Annotated in this window: 23 protein-coding genes; 9 read left to right on the forward strand and 14 right to left on the reverse strand. The window is 35.7% G+C overall.

Annotation, left to right across the window (positions count from 1 at the left end; all coding sequences use genetic code 11):
* Positions 1-47: 47 nt before the first annotated feature.
* From HNP38_RS00115 to HNP38_RS00135, 5 genes are all read right to left on the reverse strand, one after another.
* Positions 48-893 (reverse strand): glycosyltransferase family A protein, encoded by an 846-nt coding sequence (locus tag HNP38_RS00115; RefSeq protein ID WP_184182590.1) that lies wholly within the window; start codon positions 891-893, stop codon positions 48-50.
* The gene (locus tag HNP38_RS00120; protein ID WP_184182592.1) at positions 883-1,680 is read right to left on the reverse strand and encodes a hypothetical protein; all 798 of its coding nucleotides are present in this window, start codon (positions 1,678-1,680) and stop codon (positions 883-885) included. Before HNP38_RS00120 ends, HNP38_RS00115 begins: the two co-directional genes overlap by 11 nt.
* 75 nt (positions 1,681-1,755) lie before the next feature.
* On the reverse strand, positions 1,756-3,234 hold the full coding sequence (locus HNP38_RS00125; RefSeq protein ID WP_184182594.1) for a lipopolysaccharide biosynthesis protein: 1,479 nt from the start codon (positions 3,232-3,234) through the stop codon (positions 1,756-1,758).
* A gap of 9 nt (positions 3,235-3,243) precedes the next feature.
* A complete protein-coding gene (locus HNP38_RS00130) occupies positions 3,244-4,038 on the reverse strand; it encodes an FkbM family methyltransferase (RefSeq protein WP_184182596.1) in 795 nt (264 codons plus the stop codon).
* Between the two features lie 264 nt (positions 4,039-4,302).
* On the reverse strand, positions 4,303-4,968 hold the full coding sequence (locus HNP38_RS00135) for a DUF2461 domain-containing protein (RefSeq protein WP_184182599.1): 666 nt from the start codon (positions 4,966-4,968) through the stop codon (positions 4,303-4,305).
* Positions 4,969-5,406: 438 nt separating this feature from the next.
* Here HNP38_RS00135 and HNP38_RS00140 point away from each other — a divergent pair, with 438 nt between their 5' ends.
* From HNP38_RS00140 to HNP38_RS00150, 3 genes are all read left to right on the forward strand, one after another.
* On the forward strand, positions 5,407-7,089 hold the full coding sequence (locus HNP38_RS00140; protein WP_184182602.1) for a DEAD/DEAH box helicase: 1,683 nt from the start codon (positions 5,407-5,409) through the stop codon (positions 7,087-7,089).
* Between the two features lie 151 nt (positions 7,090-7,240).
* On the forward strand, positions 7,241-7,879 hold the full coding sequence (locus HNP38_RS00145; protein ID WP_184182605.1) for a DUF47 domain-containing protein: 639 nt from the start codon (positions 7,241-7,243) through the stop codon (positions 7,877-7,879).
* A 15-nt stretch (positions 7,880-7,894) separates the two neighbouring features.
* Positions 7,895-9,037, forward strand: coding sequence for an inorganic phosphate transporter (locus tag HNP38_RS00150; protein ID WP_184182608.1), 1,143 nt, complete (start codon positions 7,895-7,897; stop codon positions 9,035-9,037).
* Positions 9,038-9,102: 65 nt separating this feature from the next.
* On the opposite strand, the gene HNP38_RS00155 is transcribed toward HNP38_RS00150, so the two are convergent.
* Positions 9,103-9,483, reverse strand: coding sequence for a helix-turn-helix domain-containing protein (locus HNP38_RS00155; protein WP_184182611.1), 381 nt, complete (start codon positions 9,481-9,483; stop codon positions 9,103-9,105).
* A 178-nt stretch (positions 9,484-9,661) separates the two neighbouring features.
* Between HNP38_RS00155 and HNP38_RS00160 the strand changes: the two genes are divergently transcribed.
* The 5 genes from HNP38_RS00160 to HNP38_RS00180 all read left to right on the forward strand — a co-directional run bounded on the left by HNP38_RS00160 (position 9,662) and on the right by HNP38_RS00180 (position 13,771).
* The gene (locus HNP38_RS00160; RefSeq protein WP_184182614.1) at positions 9,662-9,997 is read left to right on the forward strand and encodes a hypothetical protein; all 336 of its coding nucleotides are present in this window, start codon (positions 9,662-9,664) and stop codon (positions 9,995-9,997) included.
* A gap of 13 nt (positions 9,998-10,010) precedes the next feature.
* Positions 10,011-10,805 (forward strand): GLPGLI family protein, encoded by a 795-nt coding sequence (locus HNP38_RS00165; protein ID WP_184182617.1) that lies wholly within the window; start codon positions 10,011-10,013, stop codon positions 10,803-10,805.
* Between the two features lie 128 nt (positions 10,806-10,933).
* Positions 10,934-11,905 (forward strand): polyprenyl synthetase family protein, encoded by a 972-nt coding sequence (locus HNP38_RS00170; protein WP_184182620.1) that lies wholly within the window; start codon positions 10,934-10,936, stop codon positions 11,903-11,905.
* A gap of 72 nt (positions 11,906-11,977) precedes the next feature.
* Entirely contained in the window at positions 11,978-12,928 is a 951-nt protein-coding gene (locus tag HNP38_RS00175) for a GSCFA domain-containing protein (RefSeq protein WP_184182624.1), read from the forward strand.
* Positions 12,929-13,006: 78 nt separating this feature from the next.
* Entirely contained in the window at positions 13,007-13,771 is a 765-nt protein-coding gene (locus HNP38_RS00180) for a TatD family hydrolase (RefSeq protein ID WP_184182627.1), read from the forward strand.
* 237 nt (positions 13,772-14,008) lie between these two features.
* Here the strand turns inward: HNP38_RS00180 and HNP38_RS00185 are convergent, their stop codons facing one another.
* The 8 genes from HNP38_RS00185 to HNP38_RS00220 form a co-directional block, all read right to left on the reverse strand.
* Complete coding sequence (locus tag HNP38_RS00185; RefSeq protein ID WP_184182630.1) at positions 14,009-15,268, reverse strand: DEAD/DEAH box helicase; 1,260 nt, start codon at positions 15,266-15,268, stop codon at positions 14,009-14,011.
* An 85-nt stretch (positions 15,269-15,353) separates the two neighbouring features.
* Entirely contained in the window at positions 15,354-15,842 is a 489-nt protein-coding gene (locus HNP38_RS00190) for a DUF6438 domain-containing protein (RefSeq protein ID WP_184182633.1), read from the reverse strand.
* 83 nt (positions 15,843-15,925) lie between these two features.
* Positions 15,926-16,909 carry a GTPase ObgE gene (gene obgE, locus HNP38_RS00195; protein WP_184182636.1) on the reverse strand — a complete coding sequence of 328 codons (984 nt, stop codon included), beginning with the start codon at positions 16,907-16,909 and terminating at the stop codon, positions 15,926-15,928.
* Positions 16,910-16,989: 80 nt separating this feature from the next.
* Positions 16,990-17,568: an adenylate kinase gene (locus tag HNP38_RS00200; RefSeq protein ID WP_184182639.1), complete on the reverse strand. Its 579-nt coding sequence runs from the start codon at positions 17,566-17,568 to the stop codon at positions 16,990-16,992.
* 44 nt (positions 17,569-17,612) lie between these two features.
* Positions 17,613-18,167, reverse strand: coding sequence for a phosphoribosyltransferase (locus HNP38_RS00205; RefSeq protein WP_184182642.1), 555 nt, complete (start codon positions 18,165-18,167; stop codon positions 17,613-17,615).
* Positions 18,168-18,259: 92 nt separating this feature from the next.
* Positions 18,260-18,559: a type II toxin-antitoxin system RelE/ParE family toxin gene (locus HNP38_RS00210; protein WP_184182645.1), complete on the reverse strand. Its 300-nt coding sequence runs from the start codon at positions 18,557-18,559 to the stop codon at positions 18,260-18,262.
* Positions 18,556-18,807 (reverse strand): type II toxin-antitoxin system ParD family antitoxin, encoded by a 252-nt coding sequence (locus tag HNP38_RS00215; RefSeq protein ID WP_184182648.1) that lies wholly within the window; start codon positions 18,805-18,807, stop codon positions 18,556-18,558. The genes HNP38_RS00210 and HNP38_RS00215 overlap by 4 nt, the downstream gene beginning before the upstream one ends.
* A 100-nt stretch (positions 18,808-18,907) precedes the next feature.
* Positions 18,908-20,008: a hypothetical protein gene (locus HNP38_RS00220; protein WP_184182652.1), complete on the reverse strand. Its 1,101-nt coding sequence runs from the start codon at positions 20,006-20,008 to the stop codon at positions 18,908-18,910.
* Positions 20,009-20,058: 50 nt separating this feature from the next.
* On the opposite strand from HNP38_RS00220, the gene HNP38_RS00225 reads away from it, so the two are divergent.
* Positions 20,059-21,345: an adenylosuccinate synthase gene (locus HNP38_RS00225; protein ID WP_184182655.1), complete on the forward strand. Its 1,287-nt coding sequence runs from the start codon at positions 20,059-20,061 to the stop codon at positions 21,343-21,345.
* Positions 21,346-21,374 lie beyond the last annotated feature (29 nt).

Below are 21,374 nucleotides of genomic sequence, written 5' to 3' on the forward strand. Positions count from 1 at the left end.
ACTATAATTCAGTCAGAGGTTTGTGTATATTTTTACATCAGATAATGTTATAGTCTTTTCAGCCTCATCTTTATCAGGTATAGGATGTAATTCAATGAAACGAAAGGAGGGATCATATACCATTTCTTTTGCTCTATATTTTTCATCCTTAACCATTTCAGAAATGATTTGCTTGGATATTTTATTGAGGTGTTTTCCCTTCTTTCCGAAGCTTTTTCCATTACAGCAAGCTTTATTTCAAAAGCAGATTTTTGATATTTATTTAAAGAGATTGAAGAGAAATTGTGACGGTAATAATACAGGCATTCATTAAAAAATACAGACGGGCCGGTTTCTTCTAACTTGTAATATAAGTCCTGATCTACGGCTTTGGTAAGTGTTTCATCAATACCTTCAGTAAGAAAATAATTAGCTGTTTTATAACTTGCAAAATGAGAAATACCAAAATAGGTGAGATGGTTCTCGCCTTTCAGAATTTTTCTTGAACTTCCTTCTTTTATAATTTTTAGTGCTTCGTCACATACAAAATGATTGGAATATATCAGAACAGCATCAGGATTTAGCTGATGCATCTGCACCATTTTTTCTAATGCTGATTGATCTAAAACATCATCAGAATCAAAAAAACCGGAAATTTTTCCACTAGCATTCTTTGCCAACTGTGCTTTAGTAAAACCGGCTCCCTTATTACTCTGGTTTTGGAAAAGTCTGATCCTGTTATCCGAAAAATTTTTAATGATTTTTATAGAATCATCAGAAGAACTGTCATCCCATATTAACAGTTCAAAATTTTTATAAGATTGATCTAAAACACTTTGTATAGCTTCTTCAATAAAGTCGCTTCTATTAAAATTGGCCATTAAAACAGAAAAAAAAGGTGTACTATTGTCCAAACCACATAGTTTTAAGTGCTGAAAAATACGGAATTTTTTCTTGTTTAAGCTTAGGAAGTTTTTTTAATAAAAAATAGACACAGAAAGGATAATATAATAATCCGTAGGCTCTGTGAAAGACTTGTCCGAATGAGTACAGTAGCTTATTGGAATATTGTTTTCCTGAACTTATAAACGGATGATTTACAAGAAATTCAGGAATATATTTCAATCGCAGGCCTGCCCTCAGGCAATCCAATAAAAAAATAACTTCTTCTCCACCAGTCATTTTTTTTGAGCCTATTCCAAAATCGGTATTGAACCAAATCTGCTTTTCTTTTATTTTTTCGATCCGAAAAGCAACCTCAATACTCGATATTTTTAAAATTTTCTGTCTGTTTAATACCGAATTGGAATTCAATTCATAAGAATTTTTGCTGTACCCTTTATAAGGCTTTTCTGTTTGTGTGTCTATTTTATATGTGAAAATATCAAAGTCCGGGTTTTGTTCAAAACTTTTTCTGATAATCTGCTCAAAATCTTCATTATAGGAAACATCGTCATCAGCAATAATTCCTACTCCCTTTTCAACTGCATGTAAACAGGAATTTCTGTTTAAAGAAATCCCTTTGTTTTTCTGATTAATGATCTTTGTAAAAGGTTTATCCCAATCTAAGGCAATATCTTCGTGTATAATTTGATTTGAGACTACAAGCTGTAAATATTCAGAAGTTTGCAGGTACTTAAAGAAGTCATTCTGCAGAATTTTTCTGTCTGTTGTGGCAACTAAAATGTAAATAACCTGCATGCAATGGAGTTTAAAAACAAGGTTAAATTAATGTATTCTAAAAAAATATTCAGGTAATTAATTGATAGGGAAATATTATTTAAATTTAAAAATACTTTTTAAAAATTTCACATTCAGATAATCCTCAATCGGGAATATCTTTGTGAAATAATTTCCTATATAGATCAGCACCAGTACTACTGCCGGTTTATAGATCAGGTTTATAAAATGATTATCAAAATTCGGCAGAACGATAGCTACAGTGATAGCTAATGTACAAATTATTGAGACAAAGATCATCTCAATGCTTAGCGGAGATACTTTGAACATAAAATAATTGAAGACGATCTTGATGATATTGTATGTGGTCAGGGATATTGCTGTAGATAAAGCGATCCCGATCAGTTTCAGTTCTGTATGTTTAATGAAATAATAATTAAGGCCGATAGTAAGCCCTGCCAGCAAAAGCATCACCAGAATATTAAACCGGTAATACTTGGAAAGGGAAATAATATTTCCGTTAAATCCTGTTGCCCGGTCTACCAGAACGGCAGAGCCCCAGATCCATACCACGGGCTCGTATTCCCTCAGCACTGTGCCGTTTTCAGGCATAAACTGCGTCAAATAAGGAAAACCTACCATAATGCAGGAAAACAGTACTGATCCCAAAAAATATAGAGATAAAGAAGTTTTTTTATGAAACCTGTCCAGCTCTTCCATATCCCCGTCAGCAAGATTTTTACTGATAATAGGAGCAGAAACATTGAACAAACCCAATTGGGGGATCGATATAAGAGAGATCAGGGCGTACAATACGGCATAGATCCCATTTTCTTCCATTCCCATAAATTCACCGATCATAAGGCTGTTGATAGCCATATAATTCCCGAATGTTCCCAGAAACCCGAAAAAGCTGTAGTTGAAAAACTCTTTCCAGAAATTATTTTTTCTGAAATAATCCGTATTAAAATCAAGCTCTATTTTCTCCAGTTTATTCATATAAAAAATATACCCTAAAAACATGAGGGCAAACATCCCGAAAAAGAAGGCCAGAGCAATCCTCTGTGACAATGCAAAATAAAAGAAAATGCAAAATGCCCCTAAATTGGCAATTTTAGGAAAAAGATTGTCAAAAACGTTGGATACTACAATTCTTTTAAAATTGGAAATATACTTATTGAAAATAGCACAGAAAGAAAGTATTAAGACCAAGGGGAGAATAATCTCTTTGATTTTCCATGCTTCCGTTTCCCTGAATTTGGGATACACATAAGGCAGAAGGAAAAAGATCAGGGAAAACACCAAAAAATTGATAAAAACAGTGAGTAAGGATAAAGAAAGCATATTCTGCTTTTTTCCGTCCTTTTCGACCGTATGGAAAAACTTGACATTGGAATAAGAGATCCCCATTACCACAAAAGGAACCAAAAATTCCGCGCTTGGAAGGATGTAGCGCAGCTTTCCATAAAATTCAAAATCATTCGGGAAAATGAAGATGGCTGAAACCGTACCCAACAAAAAACCAATATACCCGATAATGGAATATTTGAACCCTTGCCTTGCCACTACACTCATAACGCTGTTTTAAAAATTTTTAGGGATGAAAATTATATTATTGATATATTCGGTTTTATTTTTTTCATTGATGGTATTTTGTGTTATGATCTCTTCTGTAAGCTTTTCAAGCTTAAAATTCCTTCGGTCCAGATATCTTGCTTCATATCCCCAGGTCTCAATTTCGGAAATATCATTCCATACGGGCGGATGATGAGGTCCTTGCTCTATTTCAATCATTAAAGTGGGCAAAAACTGCCTGATCGTTTTCCTGGCTCCTGAAAGCGTTTTCATTTCATTGCCCTGTACGTCTATTTTGATGAAGTCCAGTCTGTTGAAATGCTCCAGGGCAGCCCAGTCATCCAGCTTGATTACCTTTACTTTTTCCGTATGGTATATTTCCTCGTCATTCTCTTTATAGGATATATGTAGGACGCTTTTTGAAGCAGTAGCCTTCCCGTTAACAATAGGAACTTTGAACTTTGCGGTTGCATTTTCGTCAGATAAAGCGAGAGGAAGCACCCTCATCGAAGGAAATAATCTTTTCAAACGGCGGTACAGTTTTTTGTTCGGCTCAAAAGCATAAATGTTTTCGGGATTCAGCCTGTTTTCGATCTGGTACAGAAATGTTCCCACATTGGCGCCTATATCAAGAATGACCGCATTTTTAGATAAGTATTCTTTAATCCAGATCAGTTCCGGCTCTACATTTCGTTTCGAAAAATTATTTCGGTCAAGATTATTTAAATTTTTAAAATATCTTTTTTTATAAAAATCCGGACTTATATACTGTAGTTTTTCTGCAATTCTCTGATATAAAGACATCCTTAGTTTTTTGACGAACAGCAAAGATACGCAAAAATGTTAAACTAATGTTAAAATGTTTGTATTATAACGCTTTGATAGCCAATCAATAATAATTTATTCCTGTTTTCTGTTAATACTAAGTTTTAATTATTGTTTCTGATTGAGACAATAAATGCTAAGAATCAAAACAGAGTTATGTCATCCCAAATCTAAGCCGCAAAAAAATAATAGCGTGGATTTTTATGGAGTGACAAAGAGAAATTATAAAATTGAAAATTAATCTTACAAGAACGGTGTATTCAGGAAGTCATTTAAAGGCTTCATCAGCTTAAAGACCTTCCCAATGTTTTTCACCGCATTCTTATCCAAAGCCTCCTCATCCTTTAAGTTATAGACTACAATGAAGTTCTTCAGCTTTAAATATTCTGCCATCGGATCATCCTTTTCAAATCCCTGCGGAACTTTTACCAGTTTATCGTCCTGATCCAGTTCCGGGAAATACTTTTTGAAATCTTTGCTGTTCAAAATTTTCAGGAAATCCTCTCCATATAAAGAAATCTCCTTTCTTACTTCTTTCAGGACGGAAGATTCAGGCATATAAATTCCTCCGGCAAGAAAAGATTTGCCAGGCTCCAGATGAAGATAGTATCCTCCTTTCTGGCTGCCTTTCCCCATTCCCAGAGAAGCCCCGAAATTGGTTTTATAAGGAGACTTGTCTTTCGAGAACCGGGTATCCCTGTAAATTCTGAAGAGAGATTTTTTTGCATCTATTTTAGAAAGTTCTTCATCAAATCCGCCCATCTCTTTGATCAGGTCTTCCAGAAAAGCAATTACATTTTGCTGGGATTCCGTAAAAAGACCCTTATTTTCATTGAACCACTCGCGGTTATTATTTTTCGTAAGCTTTTTTAAGAAGTCAAAAGTTTTCGGAGAAAGGATTGCTGGCATATTTTGTAATTTTTATCAAATGTAATTAAATCTGTTTATTCACCAAAATTAGATGTTTCGGGATCAGAACCTGTTTAAATTTTATTCCTACCTTTAATTTCCTAGTGTTATTTTTTACTGTTAAATTAAACACACAATCTGTCATGCTGGAATCATCTCTACACCATGTAAATTCTTCGGAATGACAAACTGAATTCCACTGCAAAAAATATGAGTAATAAATTTAAACAGGGTCTGCCGTTTGGTAAAGATTACAATGATTTGATAATTAAAATATTGCTTCTGGTTTGGTTAATTAAAAAATAAAAAAACATACTTTTTTTTGAGGAAATTTTAAAATGAACAAAGTTTTATAAAATAAAATTATTGAATCCGTAATATTATCTCGAATCAATTTCAAATAATAATTGTATCTTTGCAAAAATTTTAAAATATTTAATGAATTTATTTACGGAGACCAATTTAAGTCCTGATATTCTTAAGGCAATTGGCGAAATGGGCTACGAAAGCCCGACAGAAATCCAAAAACAGACTATCCCTTTTATTCTTTCAGATATTCGCGACTTGATCGCACTTGCGCAGACTGGGACAGGCAAAACTGCAGCGTTTTCGCTTCCGATTTTGGATATGATTGACGATACGAGTCGCAAAATCCAATTATTGGTGCTTTGTCCGACACGAGAATTATGTCTTCAGATTGCTAAAGACATAAAAAATTACTCTAAATACATGCAGAACATCAAAACCACAGCAGTGTATGGTGGAAGCAGTATTACAGAACAGATACGATCTTTAAGGGATAAACCCCAGATTATTGTGGGAACTCCGGGAAGAGTGATCGACCTTATCAACAGGAAAGCCCTTGATTTTTCAGAGATCCACTGGCTGGTATTGGATGAAGCAGATGAGATGCTATCTATGGGTTTCAAAGACGAATTGGAAACCATTTTAAGCGAAACTCCTGAAACCAAGCAGACTTTCTTATTCTCTGCAACAATGAACAAGGAAGTGGAGAGAATTTCCAAGAACTATCTTACAAAGCCTCACCGTATTTCAGTAGGATCTATTAACGAAGTTAAAAAGAACATCACCCACGAATATTATGTGGTAGGATACCGTCAGAAAAAGGAAGCCCTTAAAAGGCTTATTGACGCCAACCCTAACCAGTATTCCATTATCTTCTGCAGAACAAGAATGGAAACCCAGGAAGTGGCAGATTTCTTAATGCAGAACGGCTATGCGGCAGATGCATTACATGGTGATCTTTCTCAGGCGCAGAGAGATACCGTAATGAAGAAGTTCAGGCTGAAGAACATTGATATCCTGGTGGCAACTGATGTGGCAGCAAGAGGACTGGATGTAAATTCCCTTACCCACGTTATCCATTATTCTTTACCGGATGATCCTGAAGTATTCGTTCACAGAAGCGGAAGAACAGGTAGAGCAGGGAAAGATGGTATTTCAATGGCGCTGATCAAGCCGGAAGAAAGCAGAAAACTGAAACAGATCAAATCTGCAACAAAGATCGATATCAACGAGAAGAAGATCCCAACCGGGGAAGAAGTTATAAAAGCTCAGGTAGGAGGTGTTTTTGAAAGCCTTTTCGAAGTTCATGAAGATTTTTTTGAATTTGATGATTCTCTAATCCCTGATTTATCAGCATTTACAAAAGAAGAATTAGTACATAAGCTGCTTCAGTTCCAGCTTAAGGATCTTGCATTGTATTACAAGGACAGGCATGATCTTATAGAGCAGAAATTGAGTAACAGGGATGATGATTCTAGAAGAGACAGAAGGGACCGTGACAGAGGAAGAGATCGTGACAGAGGCGAAAGGGGAGACAGAGAACGTAGCGGAAAACCCAGAAGAAGAAATGAGAATATGGTAAGATTTTTCTTCAATCTGGGTAAAAAAGATCAGCTGAAGAAACTGGATGTGCTGGATATCATCAATAAAGCAACCTCTGGGAAAAGCAAAAAAAGAGCAGAAATAGGAGACATTGAGATCCTGGAGAAATTTTCTTTTTTTGAGGTGGAAAAATCTTTCAAGGATAACCTTTTAAGCAATATTTCATCAATGAAATTCAAAGGAAAGGAAATGAGGGCGGAAGTGGCTAACTAAAACTCTTAAAAAATATACCAGAACCGGCATTGCTGCCGGTTTTTTTATTGATAACCAGATGTTAACCTAATGTTAATAAAACTTAATACAAGATTGTTTCAGGTAAGACGCTTTTTTAAGAAATTTGCACACGAATTATAAATACTTAAAAATGGGAATTGGTAATATTTTCCACGCTTTTCAGCCCAAAGATAAAATCTTCTTTGTACTTTTTGAAAAAGTAACTGATAACCTGGTTGCTATGTCTGAAGAATTCAACAACGGAGTAAAGGACTTCGACCTTAACGACGACTCCATGTTGAAAAAAATGAGCGACTATGAACACAAAAACGATGAATTAACACACGAAATTTTTGTAGAACTTGGAAAGAACTTCATCACTCCGTTCGACCGTGAAGATATTCATACACTGGCTACAGGATTGGATGATATTGCAGACTATATCTACGCTTCCACGAAATATATTTTCTTATACAAATCGCCTTTAATGAGGGCTTATGCAGATTTCTCTCTATTGATCCATAAAGCATGCCTGGAGATCCAGAATGCCATGAAAAACCTGAAAGGTTTCAAAAACATGGAGCAGGTGAAAGAAGCCTGCATCAAAGTAAATTCTATCGAAAATATTGCTGATGACCTGCTTTCCAACTCAATGGTTGAGTTATTTGAGACCAATGATGCGATCAACATTATCAAAGTTTCATCCGTACTTAATTATCTTGAAATAGTAACGGACAAAGCAGAAGATGTTGCCAATACCATTGAGAACATCATGATTAAATACGCCTAAACAATCTAACAGAAAATGGAATTTCCTATTTTACTTATAGTTATCATTGCTTTGGCTCTGATCTTTGATTACATTAATGGTTTTCATGATGCGGCCAATTCAATTGCCACTATAGTTTCTACAAAAGTTTTAACTCCATTCCAGGCTGTACTTTGGGCGGCGCTCTGGAACTTTGCAGCCTTCTTTTTAGCCGCATATGTCATTGGAGAGTTTAAAATTGGTAATACAATTGCCAAAACTGTTAATGAAAACTTTATCACCCTTGAGGTTATATTCTCAGGACTTGTAGCAGCTATTGCCTGGAACCTCTTAACATGGTGGTTCGGGATCCCTTCCTCATCATCACATACCCTTATCGGAGGCTTTTTGGGAGCTGCATTGATGCATGCTTTTATGATGGATTATCATAGTGTTGCTGCCGCTCAGCCAGAATTAGGTTTCTTTGATACCTTGAAGCATGCCTTTCATCAGGTGACTTCACAGGATGTTGTGAAATTCAATAAAGTGATCCCAATTTTCCTGTTCATCTTTATGGCACCAATCATAGGAATGATTATTTCCATTATCATCACCCTGATCATTGTACACCTTTATAAAAAATCGAACCCATATAAGGCGGATAAATCTTTCAAGAGATTGCAGCTGGCTTCGTCTGCCTTATTCAGCTTAGGGCACGGTTTGAATGATGCACAGAAAGTAATGGGGATTATTGGGGCTGCATTGATCTATTATCATGTTGAGATGCTGAACGACCCGATATATGTAAATCTTGAATCCGGAGCCCGTTTTGATTATTTTGCAGAACACTATCTTTGGGTGCCGTTAGTTTCCTTCCTTGCCATCGGTTTAGGAACCATGAGCGGAGGTTGGAAAATCATTAAGACAATGGGGACTAAGATTACTAAAGTTACTTCCCTGGAAGGGGTAAGTGCTGAAACAGCGGGGGCAATCACTCTGTTTATCACAGATCATTTTGGTATTCCTGTATCCACTACCCACACCATTACCGGTTCCATTATCGGGGTCGGGTTAACGAAAAGAGTTTCCGCGGTAAGATGGGGGATTACGGTGAGCCTTCTTTGGGCATGGATATTAACGATCCCGATTTCTGCAATTGTGGCGGGAGTCACCTATCTTTTAGTGAGATTTATTTCTTAAAACAGAAATTCAAATAATGATAAAAACTTTGTCTGATAAGGCAAAGTTTTTTTTGTATAAAAAAATTATTTGTTAAATAATTTTTCTATCAGCTTATTCTGTATTTCTATGAGGTGGGTTATCTGCTCCTGATTTTGAACGAAGTTTTTAAATAGATCCCCATCAATATTATTATTTATTGTCAAGGTACTGATGTATCCTACCGCAGAATTATTACTTGTTTCAATATCATTAATAATGGTATCTCCCTCTAAAAAATACTGTGGCTCAACCTTGAAAAAATCTGATACTTTCTGCATAAAAAGAAAGTCTATTTTTTCGATTGCACCATTTTCTATTTTACTAAGGTTGCTCTGAGATATGTCTAAATGATATGCTAAATCTTCTTGAGAAATATTCTTCTGTTCTCTTAGTTTTCTTATTTTGAAACCTATACTGCTATTCATAATTCTGGTATTGAAATGTAAAGATAACTTTTTTGTAAGAAATTCTTTATTCTAAATGGAATAGTATTTTATTCTTTTTGGAATTGTTCAGTAAAAGATCGTTTCACATTTTTGATAAAAGTTTTCGCGAAACACTTTTGACTTAAATTTTTTTATTAACTTCAAATTTCAGTTTAAGATGAAAAGAATTATTTTTTTAGCAACTTTAGGAGTTGCAGGATTTATTAGCGCAAAAAACACTGTGGAGCCTTCTAAAGAAATAGAAAAAGAAAGAATTGCTAAACAGGAAACCTTAAAAGAGGAAAAGATTGAAATGGTTTGTTATCAAACATATCAAATGACTTCTTGTGGTGTGGAACTAAATAATAGTGGATATTGTTATGAGCCAGGAAACCTGGCTTCAGCACAAGCAGCGTGGCATTGTGTTCAATCAGATATGCAAGCTATGGAAGCATATTATTGTGGAACAGGTTATAATAATGGCTTAGGTAAAGATATAGAGGGTGTTTGGTAATTTGTAAGTGATAATGAAAAGAAAAAATCTTTTAACATTTCTGATTTTATTTCCTCTTCTTTTTTGCAGTCAAAAACTTACTGTTGATAGCTCATATATTGTATGCAAATATAAGATTATCTCATATGTAGATACATTAGATAGTTATTCAAAATATGAGGAATTGGCTTCTTTACAAATAGGAGATAATGTTTCCCATTTCAAAAGTATTCAAAAGTATATCAGTGATTCATTGTCATATGCAATAGTAGAAAAAGGATTTCAAAATGCGACAAATGGAGTCGTAAAATTAAATACAGGTTCAATACCGAAGGCTTTATTTATATCCGAAGTTTATGTTAATAAAGATAAGGTGTTAATTTATGACAAACTACTGCAGGATTATTATAGTTATGTTCCACAAAGCATATGTACATGGACTTTGACAAAAGAAATGAAAGTGATAAGTGGCTATAAATGTTATAAAGCTATAGGGAAATATGGAAAACGAAGTATTGACGCATGGTACACAGACGAAGTTCCAATTCCTGAAGGACCTTATAATTTTAAAGGTTTGCCGGGGTTGATTATAGAGTTGGAAGATAAACAAAAGCATAATCATTTTATATTGCAATCTTTACAAAGAGTAAAAACTCCAATTAAACTTATTGTAAATTCAGTTGAGACAAGCTACGAACGATACAACGAAAAGCGGAAACAGGTATTAGCAGATCCCGTTTCTTTTATTCGGGCACGCTTCAATATACCAAAAGAAGATGAAGAGCGTGTTAATAGAAACGTACGAAAACGTAACAATTTTTTAGATTAGTTTTTCTATCCTATATAAAAAAGAAGCAAATTATTGCTTCTTTTTTAATGTTTTTTAAAAGCTTTGAATGATGTTTTTGTTTTATAAAGCCCTGAAAAATTGTATTTTTGTTGAAATTATAACACTTTATGGAATTTTTAGACAGATACCAGCAGATCGTTGCAGAAGCCATTGATAAATATACCTTTAAAGATAAGCCTACAGAATTATATGAGCCAATGAATTACATTATTTCCCATGGAGGAAAACGTCTTCGCCCGATCATGGTTCTGATGGCATGTGATTTATTCGGTGGTGATCTCAACCAGGCTGTAAAGCCTGCACTGGCTATTGAATTTTTCCATAATTTTACCCTGATCCATGATGATATTATGGATGAAGCTCCTCTGAGACGAAATAAGCCTACCATTCATACCTTACACGGCCTCAACGTAGGAATCCTTTCGGGGGACGGATTGATGTTAAAAGCTTATAAGTTTTTTGAAGATCTTGAGCCGGAAATCTTTAAGGCATGTATCAGGATATTCACCCATACCGGCCTTTTATTATGTGAGGGCCAGCAGTATGATATCAATTTCGAGACACAGGAAAATGTAACCTATGATGATTATATCCGGATGATCACCTATAAGACCGGAGTTTTAAGTGCTTCTTCTTTTGAGATCGGTGCTTTGATCGCAAGAGCTAACTTTAAGGATGCCAAAGCCATTTTCAATTTCGGGAAACATATCGGGATCGCTTTCCAGATCATGGATGATTATCTGGATGTATTCGGGGATCAGGCGAGCTTTGGTAAAAAGCATGCGGGAGATATTTATGAAAATAAAAAAACAGTTCTTTATCTATTGGCAAGGGAACATGGTACAGAGGAAGAAAGAAAAGAGCTGGATTACTGGTACTCCAAAAAAACCGATAATATCGACAAAGTATATGGCGTTGAAAAGATTTTCAGAAGGACCAAAGTGGATGAAAAAGCTTTGCGTTTAATTGAAAAGCATAATGAGATCGGCCAGAACTACCTTCAAAAGATCGATATTTCCGAAGAAAAGAAAAAACCTTTCATAGAGCTGGCTAATTATCTTTTGAGAAGAGAGAGTTAAATTCAGGTTGCAGGTTTTAGACGACAGGTAATAGTTACCTGTACCTTATGCCTGCAGCTTTATACCTATACAATGAAATTCAGGACTGAAGTTGACATCAGAGAATCGGGGCAGAAAATAGATGTTGAGGATAAAATATTTTCAATAGGATCCTGTTTTGCTTCGGAAATGTCAGACCTGTTCGGTCAGGGACAGCTTCAGACCGTTAATAATCCGTTTGGGACCATTTTTAACCCGTTTTCCATTAATACTGCGGTAAAGAGGCTCCATGATTCGGAATTTTATACGGAAGAGGATCTTATCACCTTTAATGACGAGTTCATCTCACTGGATCATCATACGGGTTTTGATACACGGTACATTCATCAGACCCTGGAAAAGATCAATGCTAAACTAGAAGAAGGCAATGCATTTCTCCAGGATACCGATTGGGTGATCATTACTTACGGAACTTCATTTATTTATGAGTTTCTTCCTAAGAAAAAGCTGGTGGCCAATTGTCATAAGATCCCTCAGAGATACTTTGAGAAAAGGCTTTTGACCCATCATGAAATTACAGACGCCATATACAATACTATTCTCAGTCTGAAAGATATCTGTAAAGATGAGATGCAAATACTCTTTACGGTTTCTCCTGTTCGCCACACTAAGGATGGGATGGTTGAGAACCAGCTGAGCAAATCAAAACTGATCACAACTGTCCATGAAGCCATTTCCGGGCTGGAAAATTGCCATTATCTGCCTGTATATGAAATACTCATGGATGATCTCAGGGATTACCGTTTTTATAAGGAAGATATGATCCATCCGAATGCACAGGCGGTGAACTATATTTTTGAGAAATTCGGGAAAGCCTATTTTTCTGAAGAAACCAAAGATTTTATCAAAGAGAACTTTAAGATCCATAAAGCACTGGAGCATAAAACAGAGGATGAGAAAGATCCGAAATATCTTGAATTTAAGAAAAAACTTAACGAAAGGATAGAAGCCCAGCGGAAAAAAGTAAAGCATAAAATATTTTAATAGTTATGAGTTATAAGTTTTGAGTTATGGGATGACTGCTAAAAACTTATAACTTATAACTCAAAACTTATAACTCAAATGATCGATACCCATACCCATTTATACGCAGAAGAATTTGATGAAAACAGAAAAGAAGCTATTCAAAAAGCTTTAGATAAAGGAATTACAGAGTTTTATCTTCCTGCTATAGATTCTGAGTCTCATGAAAAAATGCTTCAGTTGGAAGCAGAATATCCGGAGCACATTTTCTCAATGATGGGGCTGCACCCTTGTTATGTAAAACCTGAAACCTGGGAAAAAGAATTGAAAATTGTAAAGGATTATCTTGATCAGCGGGCTTTTCCGGCTATTGGCGAGATCGGGATCGATCTGTATTGGGATAAAACCACATTAGACATCCAAGTGAAAGCTTTTGAGCAGCAGATCGACTGGGCGATTGAAAAAGACCTGCCTATCGTTCTTCATACCAGGGAAAGCTTTGACGAAGTATTTGAAGTGCTGGAAGGGAAAAAACATCCGAAGCTTCGGGGGATCTTTCACTGTTTTTCAGGTGATCTTGAACAGGCAAATCGTGCCATAGATTTAAACTTTATCTTAGGAATAGGTGGAGTAGTCACTTTCAAAAACGGAAAGATCGATCAGTTCCTGCATGAGATCCCGTTGGAAAAAATAGTGCTGGAAACAGATTCTCCTTATCTGGCTCCCGTTCCGTACAGAGGGAAAAGGAACGAAAGCTCCTATCTGGATCTGGTAGCCGGGAAGCTTGTGAATATCTACCAAAAGGACTTCGCTGAGATTGACAGGATCACTACAGAAAATGCGAATAAGATATTCGTGAAATGACAAAATAGCGTATAAATTAATAAAAAGTGAGACTTAATTCGTTTAATCTCTAAACCACTAAAGTCGCAAAAGTTTTTATTTAACACTTGAGTACCATAAGTTAATATTGAGCTTGAAGATAAAGCTCACATAAGCTTATTTAAAAAACTAATGGGTTCTTTATTCCCTTTTAAACAGCATCCTGATAAGCTTACGTGTTAAATAAAAACTTTTGCAATTTGCGGTGAAAATTTACTATTATTTCTTTCTGAAAAAGCTTTTATTCTTAGGTTTTTTATACCCTATATCCTCCTTTTTAGCCGGATTAGGTTTTTGGGAATTTGCCTGGACAGGCTTGTTATTGGAGTCCCTTTTCTGTGCAACCAGATTATCCGTATGGAACGGGTGATCCTTAATAACAGGAATTTTCATTCCGATCAGCTTTTCTGTATTCTTTAAGTTTAAAAGGTCAAGCCCGTCCACAAAAGAAATGGAAGTTCCTTCCGCACCCGCTCTTCCTGTCCGTCCGATCCGGTGAACATAGGTTTCGGAAACATCCGAAAGTTCAAAATTAATAACGTATTTCAGCTCATCGATGTCAATTCCTCTGGCAGCAATATCGGTGGCAATCAAGACCCTGGTTTTCCCGGATTTGAAATTACTTAAGGCATTCTGGCGGGCATTCTGGGATTTGTCTCCGTGAATGGCCTGTGCCGAAATATTGCTTTTAACCAGTTTCCGGGTGATCCTGTCTGCCCCGTGTTTGGTTCTTGCAAACACCAAGACCGATTCTGCAATATCATTCTGAAGAATATGGGTAAGAAGATTCAGTTTGTCCTCCCTTTCCACAAAATACACAGACTGCTGAATGGTTTTTGCCGTGGAAGAAACCGGAGTAACCTCTACTTTTACAGGATTTACTAAAATGGAGTCTGCCAGTTTTTGGATTTCAGCAGGCATTGTGGCTGAAAAGAAAAGAGATTGCCTTTTTTGAGGTAAAAGCTTAATGATCCTTTTCACATCATGCACAAATCCCATATCCAGCATCCTGTCGGCTTCATCAAGTACAAAGATCTCAAGGTCCTTTAAACTGATAATTCCCTGTGAAATAAAATCCAATAATCTTCCGGGAGTAGCTACAAGAATGTCAACACCTTTTTTCAAGGCTGCTTCCTGGCTTCCCTGTTTTACCCCGCCAAAAATTACAAGTTTTTTCAAAGGCAGATACTTTCCATACGCTTTAAAGCTTTCTTCGATCTGTATCGCCAGTTCCCTTGTGGGAGTAAGGATAAGAGCTTTTATATGATTATTGGGCGTCTTATTATTGGTCAGGTTTTGCAAAATAGGGATGGCGAAAGCGGCGGTTTTTCCGGTTCCTGTCTGTGCGCATCCTAAAAAATCTTTCCCTTTTATAATTTCAGGAATTGCTTTTTCCTGAATAGGGGTGGGATTGGTGTACCCTTCACCCTGAATTGCTCTTGCAATGGGTTCTATAATGTTAAGGTCTGTAAAATTCAAATGAATAGTTTTAATTAAATAAAAATTCCTTCAAATTATGAAGGAATATACTTTTGCAAAGGTAGTTTAAATATTTTTAAGTGGATTATTTTATCTTGGTCCACTGCTGATTATGTTTCAGATCTTCAAATGCCTGATACACTTTTGCCAGTTCATCGCTGCCGTTCTTTCCGTAATCTTCCACATTTTTAGAGGTTCCGTCTGCAAATTTAATTCTCAGATGTGATGTGGAAAGGTCGGTGATATTGTGATCGCCATATTTGTCTTTCAAATTTTTTACATTCAGCTCATCCAGCAGAGTAACCAGTTTTTTATAGTCTGCATCTTTGATGGTTGCCTTGAAAGTTCCTTCACGTTCTTTCGAAAATTCAGCTTTTGAAGGATTTTTGGTGAAATTGAAATGCTCTGCCTCAAGAACAGCCGCTCTGTCTGAATTGATGGTCATCTTATAGATAGGGCAGAATCCGAAACAGGCACCAGCCTCATATTCAATGGTAGAATATTTGGATTGGGTATTTTGCGAATGGCATGAAAATAAAAATAGAAAAGCAAAAAGGCTTAGTAAATATTTCATAACTTAAATTTGACTGATGTCTTTCAAGAATTGTTCCAAATACCAATAAAAAAGAGAAACTAAAAAGTTTCCCTTATTATATTTTATCCGTGAAGTTTCTTCCAGATGGCATCCTTCAGCTCTGTAAGGCCTTCTCCCGTTACTCCTGAAAAAAACAAAGGCTGTCTGTTCTCAGGAAATTCTGCGGCAATTTCTTTTTTCAGCTCATCATCCAGAAGATCGGATTTCGAGACAGAAATAATGAAATCCTTATCCAGCAGTTCAGGATTATATTCTTTCAGTTCATTCTCAAGGATCTTAAACTCCTGAAAATGATCTTCGGAGTCTGAAGGGATCAGAAATAATAAAATCGCATTTCGTTCAATATGCCTTAAAAACCTGTGTCCAAGACCTTTTCCTTCTGCTGCTCCCTCAATGATCCCCGGAATATCTGCCATCACAAAAGATTTGTAATTCCTGTAATCCACAATTCCCAGGTTGGGGGTCAAAGTGGTAAAGGCATAGTTGGCAATTTTAGGTTTCGCTGCAGAAACAGAGGCCAGAAGAGTAGATTTTCCGGCATTCGGGAAGCCTACCAGGCCCACATCAGCTAAAATTTTAAGCTCAAAGGTAATATAGCCTTCCTCGCCCGGAAGCCCCGGCTGTGCATACCTCGGGGTCTGATTGGTGGAAGATTTGAAATGTTCGTTTCCTAAACCTCCTTTTCCGCCTTCCATCAGGATAATTTCCTGCCCGTCTTCCATGATCTCACCAATGATCTCACCCTCTTCATTTTTTGCGATCGTACCAATGGGAACTTCTATATAAACATCCGCCCCGAAAGCTCCTGTAAGCTGGTTTTTTCCTCCGTTCTCACCACGATCAGCCTTGATATGGCGGGTATAGCGAAGGGGAAGTAAAGTCCATTCGTGGGCATTTCCTTTCATGATAACGTGTCCGCCCCGTCCGCCGTCTCCGCCGTCGGGCCCGCCCTTGGGAATATATTTTTCACGGCGAAGGTGTGCAGAACCTGCACCGCCATGTCCGCTTTTACAATGGATCTTTACGTAATCTACAAAATTTGACATTTCTTATAATTATGAGTTATGAGTTATGAATTATGAGTTATGAATTGTGAAACTTATAACCCATTACTCATCACTTTTAACTATTTTATTTTTTCTACTTCAGCGAAAAGTTTCTGGGCAATTTCATCAATTTCCCCTACGCCGTTTACTTCAACATATTTTCCCTGCTGTTTGTACAGTTCCGCAACTTCTGCTGTTTTGGTGTAATATTCTTTAATTCTGTTCTCGATGATCTCTGCATTGCTGTCATCAGATCTTCCGCTGGTTTCTCCTCTTTTCAGAAGTCTTTCAGTTAAGATCTGATCTTCTACGATCAATGAAAGGCAGATATCAATCTCATCGTTCAGTTCTTCTTTAACGATCTTCTCCAAAGCTTCGGTCTGTGCCACTGTTCTTGGGTAGCCATCGAAAATAAACCCGTTGGTATCGGTCGGTTTTCTGATCTCGTCGATCAGCATATCCGTTGTTACCTGATCCGGAACCAATTCTCCTTTATCGATATATGATTTTGCCAGTTTCCCAAGCTCGGTATCATTCTTCATATTATATCTGAAAAGATCACCGGTTGAGACCTGCTTTAAATTAAATTTTTCGATCAGATTCTGTGCTTGTGTTCCTTTCCCGCTTCCTGGAGGGCCGAACAGAACAATATTTATCATTTTACTTAATTAGTTTATTTTGAAAATTAAATTTAGATTTGAAATTATTCGTTGATCTTTCCGTCCTGCAGCTGATATAAATTAGGTAAGTTTCTACCCAATTCATCATAATCTAACCCGTAACCAAGAACAAATTTGTTTGGAATTTCTTTTCCAATATAATCCAGCTTGAAATCTTTTTTATAGACCTCAGGCTTTAATAAGAAAGAAGCCAGCTTCACCGATTTCGGACGCTGGGTTTCCTTGAAATATTTGAAAAGGCTTTCCACAGTATTCCCAGTATCCACAATATCTTCTACAAGGATGATGTGACGGTCTTTTACGTCTTTGGTAAGCTCCATTTTCTGGTAAACGATCCCGGTAGATTCGGTTCCTGCATAAGAACTCATCTGGATGAAGGCAATCTCACATTTTCCCGGATAATATTTCAAAAGGTCTGAGAAGAACATAATCACCCCATTCAAAACTCCAATGAAAACAGGAACTTCATCCTTGTAATCTTCATAAATCTTTAAAGCTGTTGCTTTTACAATCTCCTGAATTTCGGCGTCCTTTAGGTAAGGAACAAAAGTTTTGTCGTGTACTTGAATGCTTTCCATAAAAATTTTTAGTAGGTGGCAAAGGTACGGATTTTTGGGAAAATATTTTGTGATTTGTTAGTGATTAACAAATCTGAAGCTAGTATGGATTTTTATTCGTCTAATCTTGATGAAATATCCATTTGCTGATGAAGAACTCTGATAATTTCAATTTCTTCATTTTTAAAGTTGATTTTGTAAAATATAAAGTGAAATTTCACTCTTGAACGAAAATATCCTTTTCTGATTTCATTATAATCTTTTCCTGATTTTGGATTATCTGATAAATATTCAATTTCATCCATAATCAGATCAAAATAATGATCTGCCTGTTCTTTTGACCAGACTTCAAAAGTGTAAAGCCAAATTTTTTCTAAATCATGTAAAGCTTCTTTGCTGATTTTATATTTCATGAGCCAGCAGTATGTTTTTGATGAAGATTTTTTAGAAATTCTTTACGATCAAAATTCTCAACAAATCCGAACTTTTCTCCTTTTTTCAATTCGTTGATCAATTCTGATTTCTTGGATTCTTCATACTCAAACATTCTTAAAGCAGCTCTCACAACCTCACTGGCTGAAGAAAATTTTCCAGATTTAATCTGCTGATTGATAAAGTTATCGAAATAATCACCTAATAATATGGATGTGTTTTTTGGCATTATCTTTAATTTATTTCAAATATACCAAGAATTGGTATATTTTCAAAATTTTTAAAGTTCCTTTTAAAGCATTTCGAAATAGAAAATGATATTTATATTTCTATAATTCAAAGTCTTCAGCATATTTGACAACTTCTTGAATCCAATTAATACTTTTACCTATAAAATATGTTTCAATTAATCCTTCTGTTTGTACTAATTCACCTAAATTATTTTGTTCGATGAAATGTTTTTCAACATCATACTTTCTTGTTCTCGTGTTTAAATTTAAATATTCACTGTCATTATATACAGATAAAGCCAATCTATTTAAAAGAGAATGTAAATTATAATCTATAATTTCCTCTAAGATATGCTTTATAAAAAGTACTTTATCAGAAACTGGCTCTATTGAATTTACGTAGTCTTTAAAAATATCCTTATTTTCAAAAATAATATTAAATTTAGAATAATTTGTGTACTCAAATTCATTTAATCGGTATTGATTAATTTGGTCATTTAAATACTTATTTAATTGGTTGATTTCTCCTAATTTTGAAGTCAAGGATATATTTTCTTTTGTAATCATATCAATTTGACTTTCTAAGTTTTTATCTTTTTGATTGTTAATATTCTCCATATTTTGTATCCTGTCTTCATAAGATTTCTTTAAATCTTCAATAGACTGATTATAGTCTTCTACCTCTTTGTTACCAGACAGAATTTTATTCATATCATATTTATGTTTAGTAATTTTAAGTTCTTCATTTCTATCAATGTCTTTTGTACTATTTTTTATTATTTTTCTTTCTTTATTAGGCTTTTTTAATAGATATTCGATTATGAACATTATTGAAGGAAATAAAATAGATGATATTGTACTTAAAAGTAATAATATTAAGAGGTTTAAAATATGATCCCAATGAGTATGGTTTTTATAAATAAAATCAATTTCTTTAATTTTTTCTTCAATTTTTTTTTCAGATAAGAAATAAATTGAAAGTGGTTTCCAATAAGAAATTACTAAAAGAAATATGTAAAATGTAACAATTGGTAGTTTTAATCTTTCCTGACTTGCTTCTTTACTTTCTTTTATAAAATCAATTATTGTTTTAATCATGGTTAAACTAAATTTATGATATCCAAATATAGTAAAAGAAAAAAAATCAACCACACAATTTCCACCCCACCCAAAAATAAAATCCACCCATAATTTGCCCACCCTATTTTTTAAAAGTAATTTTGCATGAATCTAAAAAACAAAAGTAAAATATGTCAACTTACGTAGTTGTAGGTCTTCAGTACGGAGATGAAGGCAAAGGGAAAATCACGGATGTTTTATCGGCAAAATCGGACTATGTTGTACGTTTCCAGGGAGGGGACAATGCAGGTCATACCGTATATGTAGGTGATGAAAAATTTGTGCTGCACCTTCTTCCTTCGGGAGTTCTTCAGTGTAAAGGGAAGTGTATCATTGCCAACGGAGTAGTGGTAAATCCTAAGTCTTTCATTAAAGAAGTTTCCCAGATCGAAAGCAAAGGCCTTAGAACCGACCACATTTTTATCAGCAGAAGAGCGCATGTCATCATGCCTTACCACATTCTTTTGGATACTTACCGTGAAGAAGAGCAGGGAGGAACCCAGATCGGGACGACCAAAAAAGGAATCGGGCCTTGTTATGAAGATAAGATCGCAAGAGTGGGGATCAGAATGGTAGATCTTTTAAATCCTGAGATCTTAAGAGAGAAAATTGAGAAAAACCTGAGAGTTAAGAATTCTCTTTTCGAAAAATATTACGGAAAGCCGGCTTTAGACGTTGAAGAGATTTATAACGAATTTTTAGAGATCGGAAAACAGCTGCAAGATAGAATTGTTGATACGGAACTGGAACTGAATGAAGCTATCCATGAAGGTAAGAATGTTTTATTTGAAGGGGCTCAGGCATTGATGCTGGATATCGATTTCGGAACCTATCCTTACGTAACTTCATCTTCTCCTTCTACAGGAGGGGTTTGTACGGGGGCAGGAGTTCCGCCGACGTCGCTTCAAAACCTGATCGGGGTTGCCAAAGCATACTGCACAAGAGTAGGAAACGGGCCTTTTCCGTCCGAATTAGATAATGAATTAGGAGAAAAGATCAGACAGATCGGTCATGAGTTCGGGGCTACGACCGGCAGGCCAAGAAGAACAGGCTGGCTGGACCTTGTTTCTTTGAAACATGCCTGTATGATCAATGGTATCAATAACCTGGTCATTACAAAATTAGACGTTCTTACAGGAATAGATACTCTGAAAATTGCTACAAAATACAAAACCGAAGACGGAAAGATCATTGATTATTTCACTTCTTCAACAACAAAATTATATGACTACGAAGCAATCTACGAAGAGCTTCCAGGCTGGAATGACGATCTTACCAAAGTAAGGAGCTACGATGAGCTTCCTGCAAACGCCCAGAAATACATCGAATTTATTGAGAAGTATTTGGGAATTAATGTTTATTTAGTTTCGGTAGGCCCTGAAAGAAGCCAGAACATTATCAGAAAAGAATTATTCTAAAATACAAACAAAAATCCTGCTCTCGCAGG

It is taken from the genome of Chryseobacterium defluvii (assembly GCF_014204415.1).
Lineage (GTDB): Bacteria > Bacteroidota > Bacteroidia > Flavobacteriales > Weeksellaceae > Chryseobacterium > Chryseobacterium defluvii_A.

Bases quoted from the DNA above. Each gene is read 5' to 3' on its own strand.
- HNP38_RS00120 (WP_184182592.1), bottom strand. From the start codon at position 1,680: ATGCAGGTTATTTACATTTTAGTTGCCACAACAGACAGAAAAATTCTG.
- HNP38_RS00125 (WP_184182594.1), bottom strand. From the start codon at position 3,234: ATGAGTGTAGTGGCAAGGCAAGGGTTCAAATATTCCATTATCGGGTAT.
- HNP38_RS00130 (WP_184182596.1), bottom strand. From the start codon at position 4,038: ATGTCTTTATATCAGAGAATTGCAGAAAAACTACAGTATATAAGTCCG.
- HNP38_RS00135 (WP_184182599.1), bottom strand. From the start codon at position 4,968: ATGCCAGCAATCCTTTCTCCGAAAACTTTTGACTTCTTAAAAAAGCTT.
- HNP38_RS00140 (WP_184182602.1), top strand. From the start codon at position 5,407: ATGAATTTATTTACGGAGACCAATTTAAGTCCTGATATTCTTAAGGCA.
- HNP38_RS00145 (WP_184182605.1), top strand. From the start codon at position 7,241: ATGGGAATTGGTAATATTTTCCACGCTTTTCAGCCCAAAGATAAAATC.
- HNP38_RS00150 (WP_184182608.1), top strand. From the start codon at position 7,895: ATGGAATTTCCTATTTTACTTATAGTTATCATTGCTTTGGCTCTGATC.
- HNP38_RS00155 (WP_184182611.1), bottom strand. From the start codon at position 9,483: ATGAATAGCAGTATAGGTTTCAAAATAAGAAAACTAAGAGAACAGAAG.
- HNP38_RS00160 (WP_184182614.1), top strand. From the start codon at position 9,662: ATGAAAAGAATTATTTTTTTAGCAACTTTAGGAGTTGCAGGATTTATT.
- HNP38_RS00165 (WP_184182617.1), top strand. From the start codon at position 10,011: ATGAAAAGAAAAAATCTTTTAACATTTCTGATTTTATTTCCTCTTCTT.
- HNP38_RS00170 (WP_184182620.1), top strand. From the start codon at position 10,934: ATGGAATTTTTAGACAGATACCAGCAGATCGTTGCAGAAGCCATTGAT.
- HNP38_RS00175 (WP_184182624.1), top strand. From the start codon at position 11,978: ATGAAATTCAGGACTGAAGTTGACATCAGAGAATCGGGGCAGAAAATA.
- HNP38_RS00180 (WP_184182627.1), top strand. From the start codon at position 13,007: ATGATCGATACCCATACCCATTTATACGCAGAAGAATTTGATGAAAAC.
- HNP38_RS00190 (WP_184182633.1), bottom strand. From the start codon at position 15,842: ATGAAATATTTACTAAGCCTTTTTGCTTTTCTATTTTTATTTTCATGC.
- obgE (WP_184182636.1), bottom strand. From the start codon at position 16,909: ATGTCAAATTTTGTAGATTACGTAAAGATCCATTGTAAAAGCGGACAT.
- HNP38_RS00200 (WP_184182639.1), bottom strand. From the start codon at position 17,568: ATGATAAATATTGTTCTGTTCGGCCCTCCAGGAAGCGGGAAAGGAACA.
- HNP38_RS00205 (WP_184182642.1), bottom strand. From the start codon at position 18,167: ATGGAAAGCATTCAAGTACACGACAAAACTTTTGTTCCTTACCTAAAG.
- HNP38_RS00210 (WP_184182645.1), bottom strand. From the start codon at position 18,559: ATGAAATATAAAATCAGCAAAGAAGCTTTACATGATTTAGAAAAAATT.
- HNP38_RS00215 (WP_184182648.1), bottom strand. From the start codon at position 18,807: ATGCCAAAAAACACATCCATATTATTAGGTGATTATTTCGATAACTTT.
- HNP38_RS00225 (WP_184182655.1), top strand. From the start codon at position 20,059: ATGTCAACTTACGTAGTTGTAGGTCTTCAGTACGGAGATGAAGGCAAA.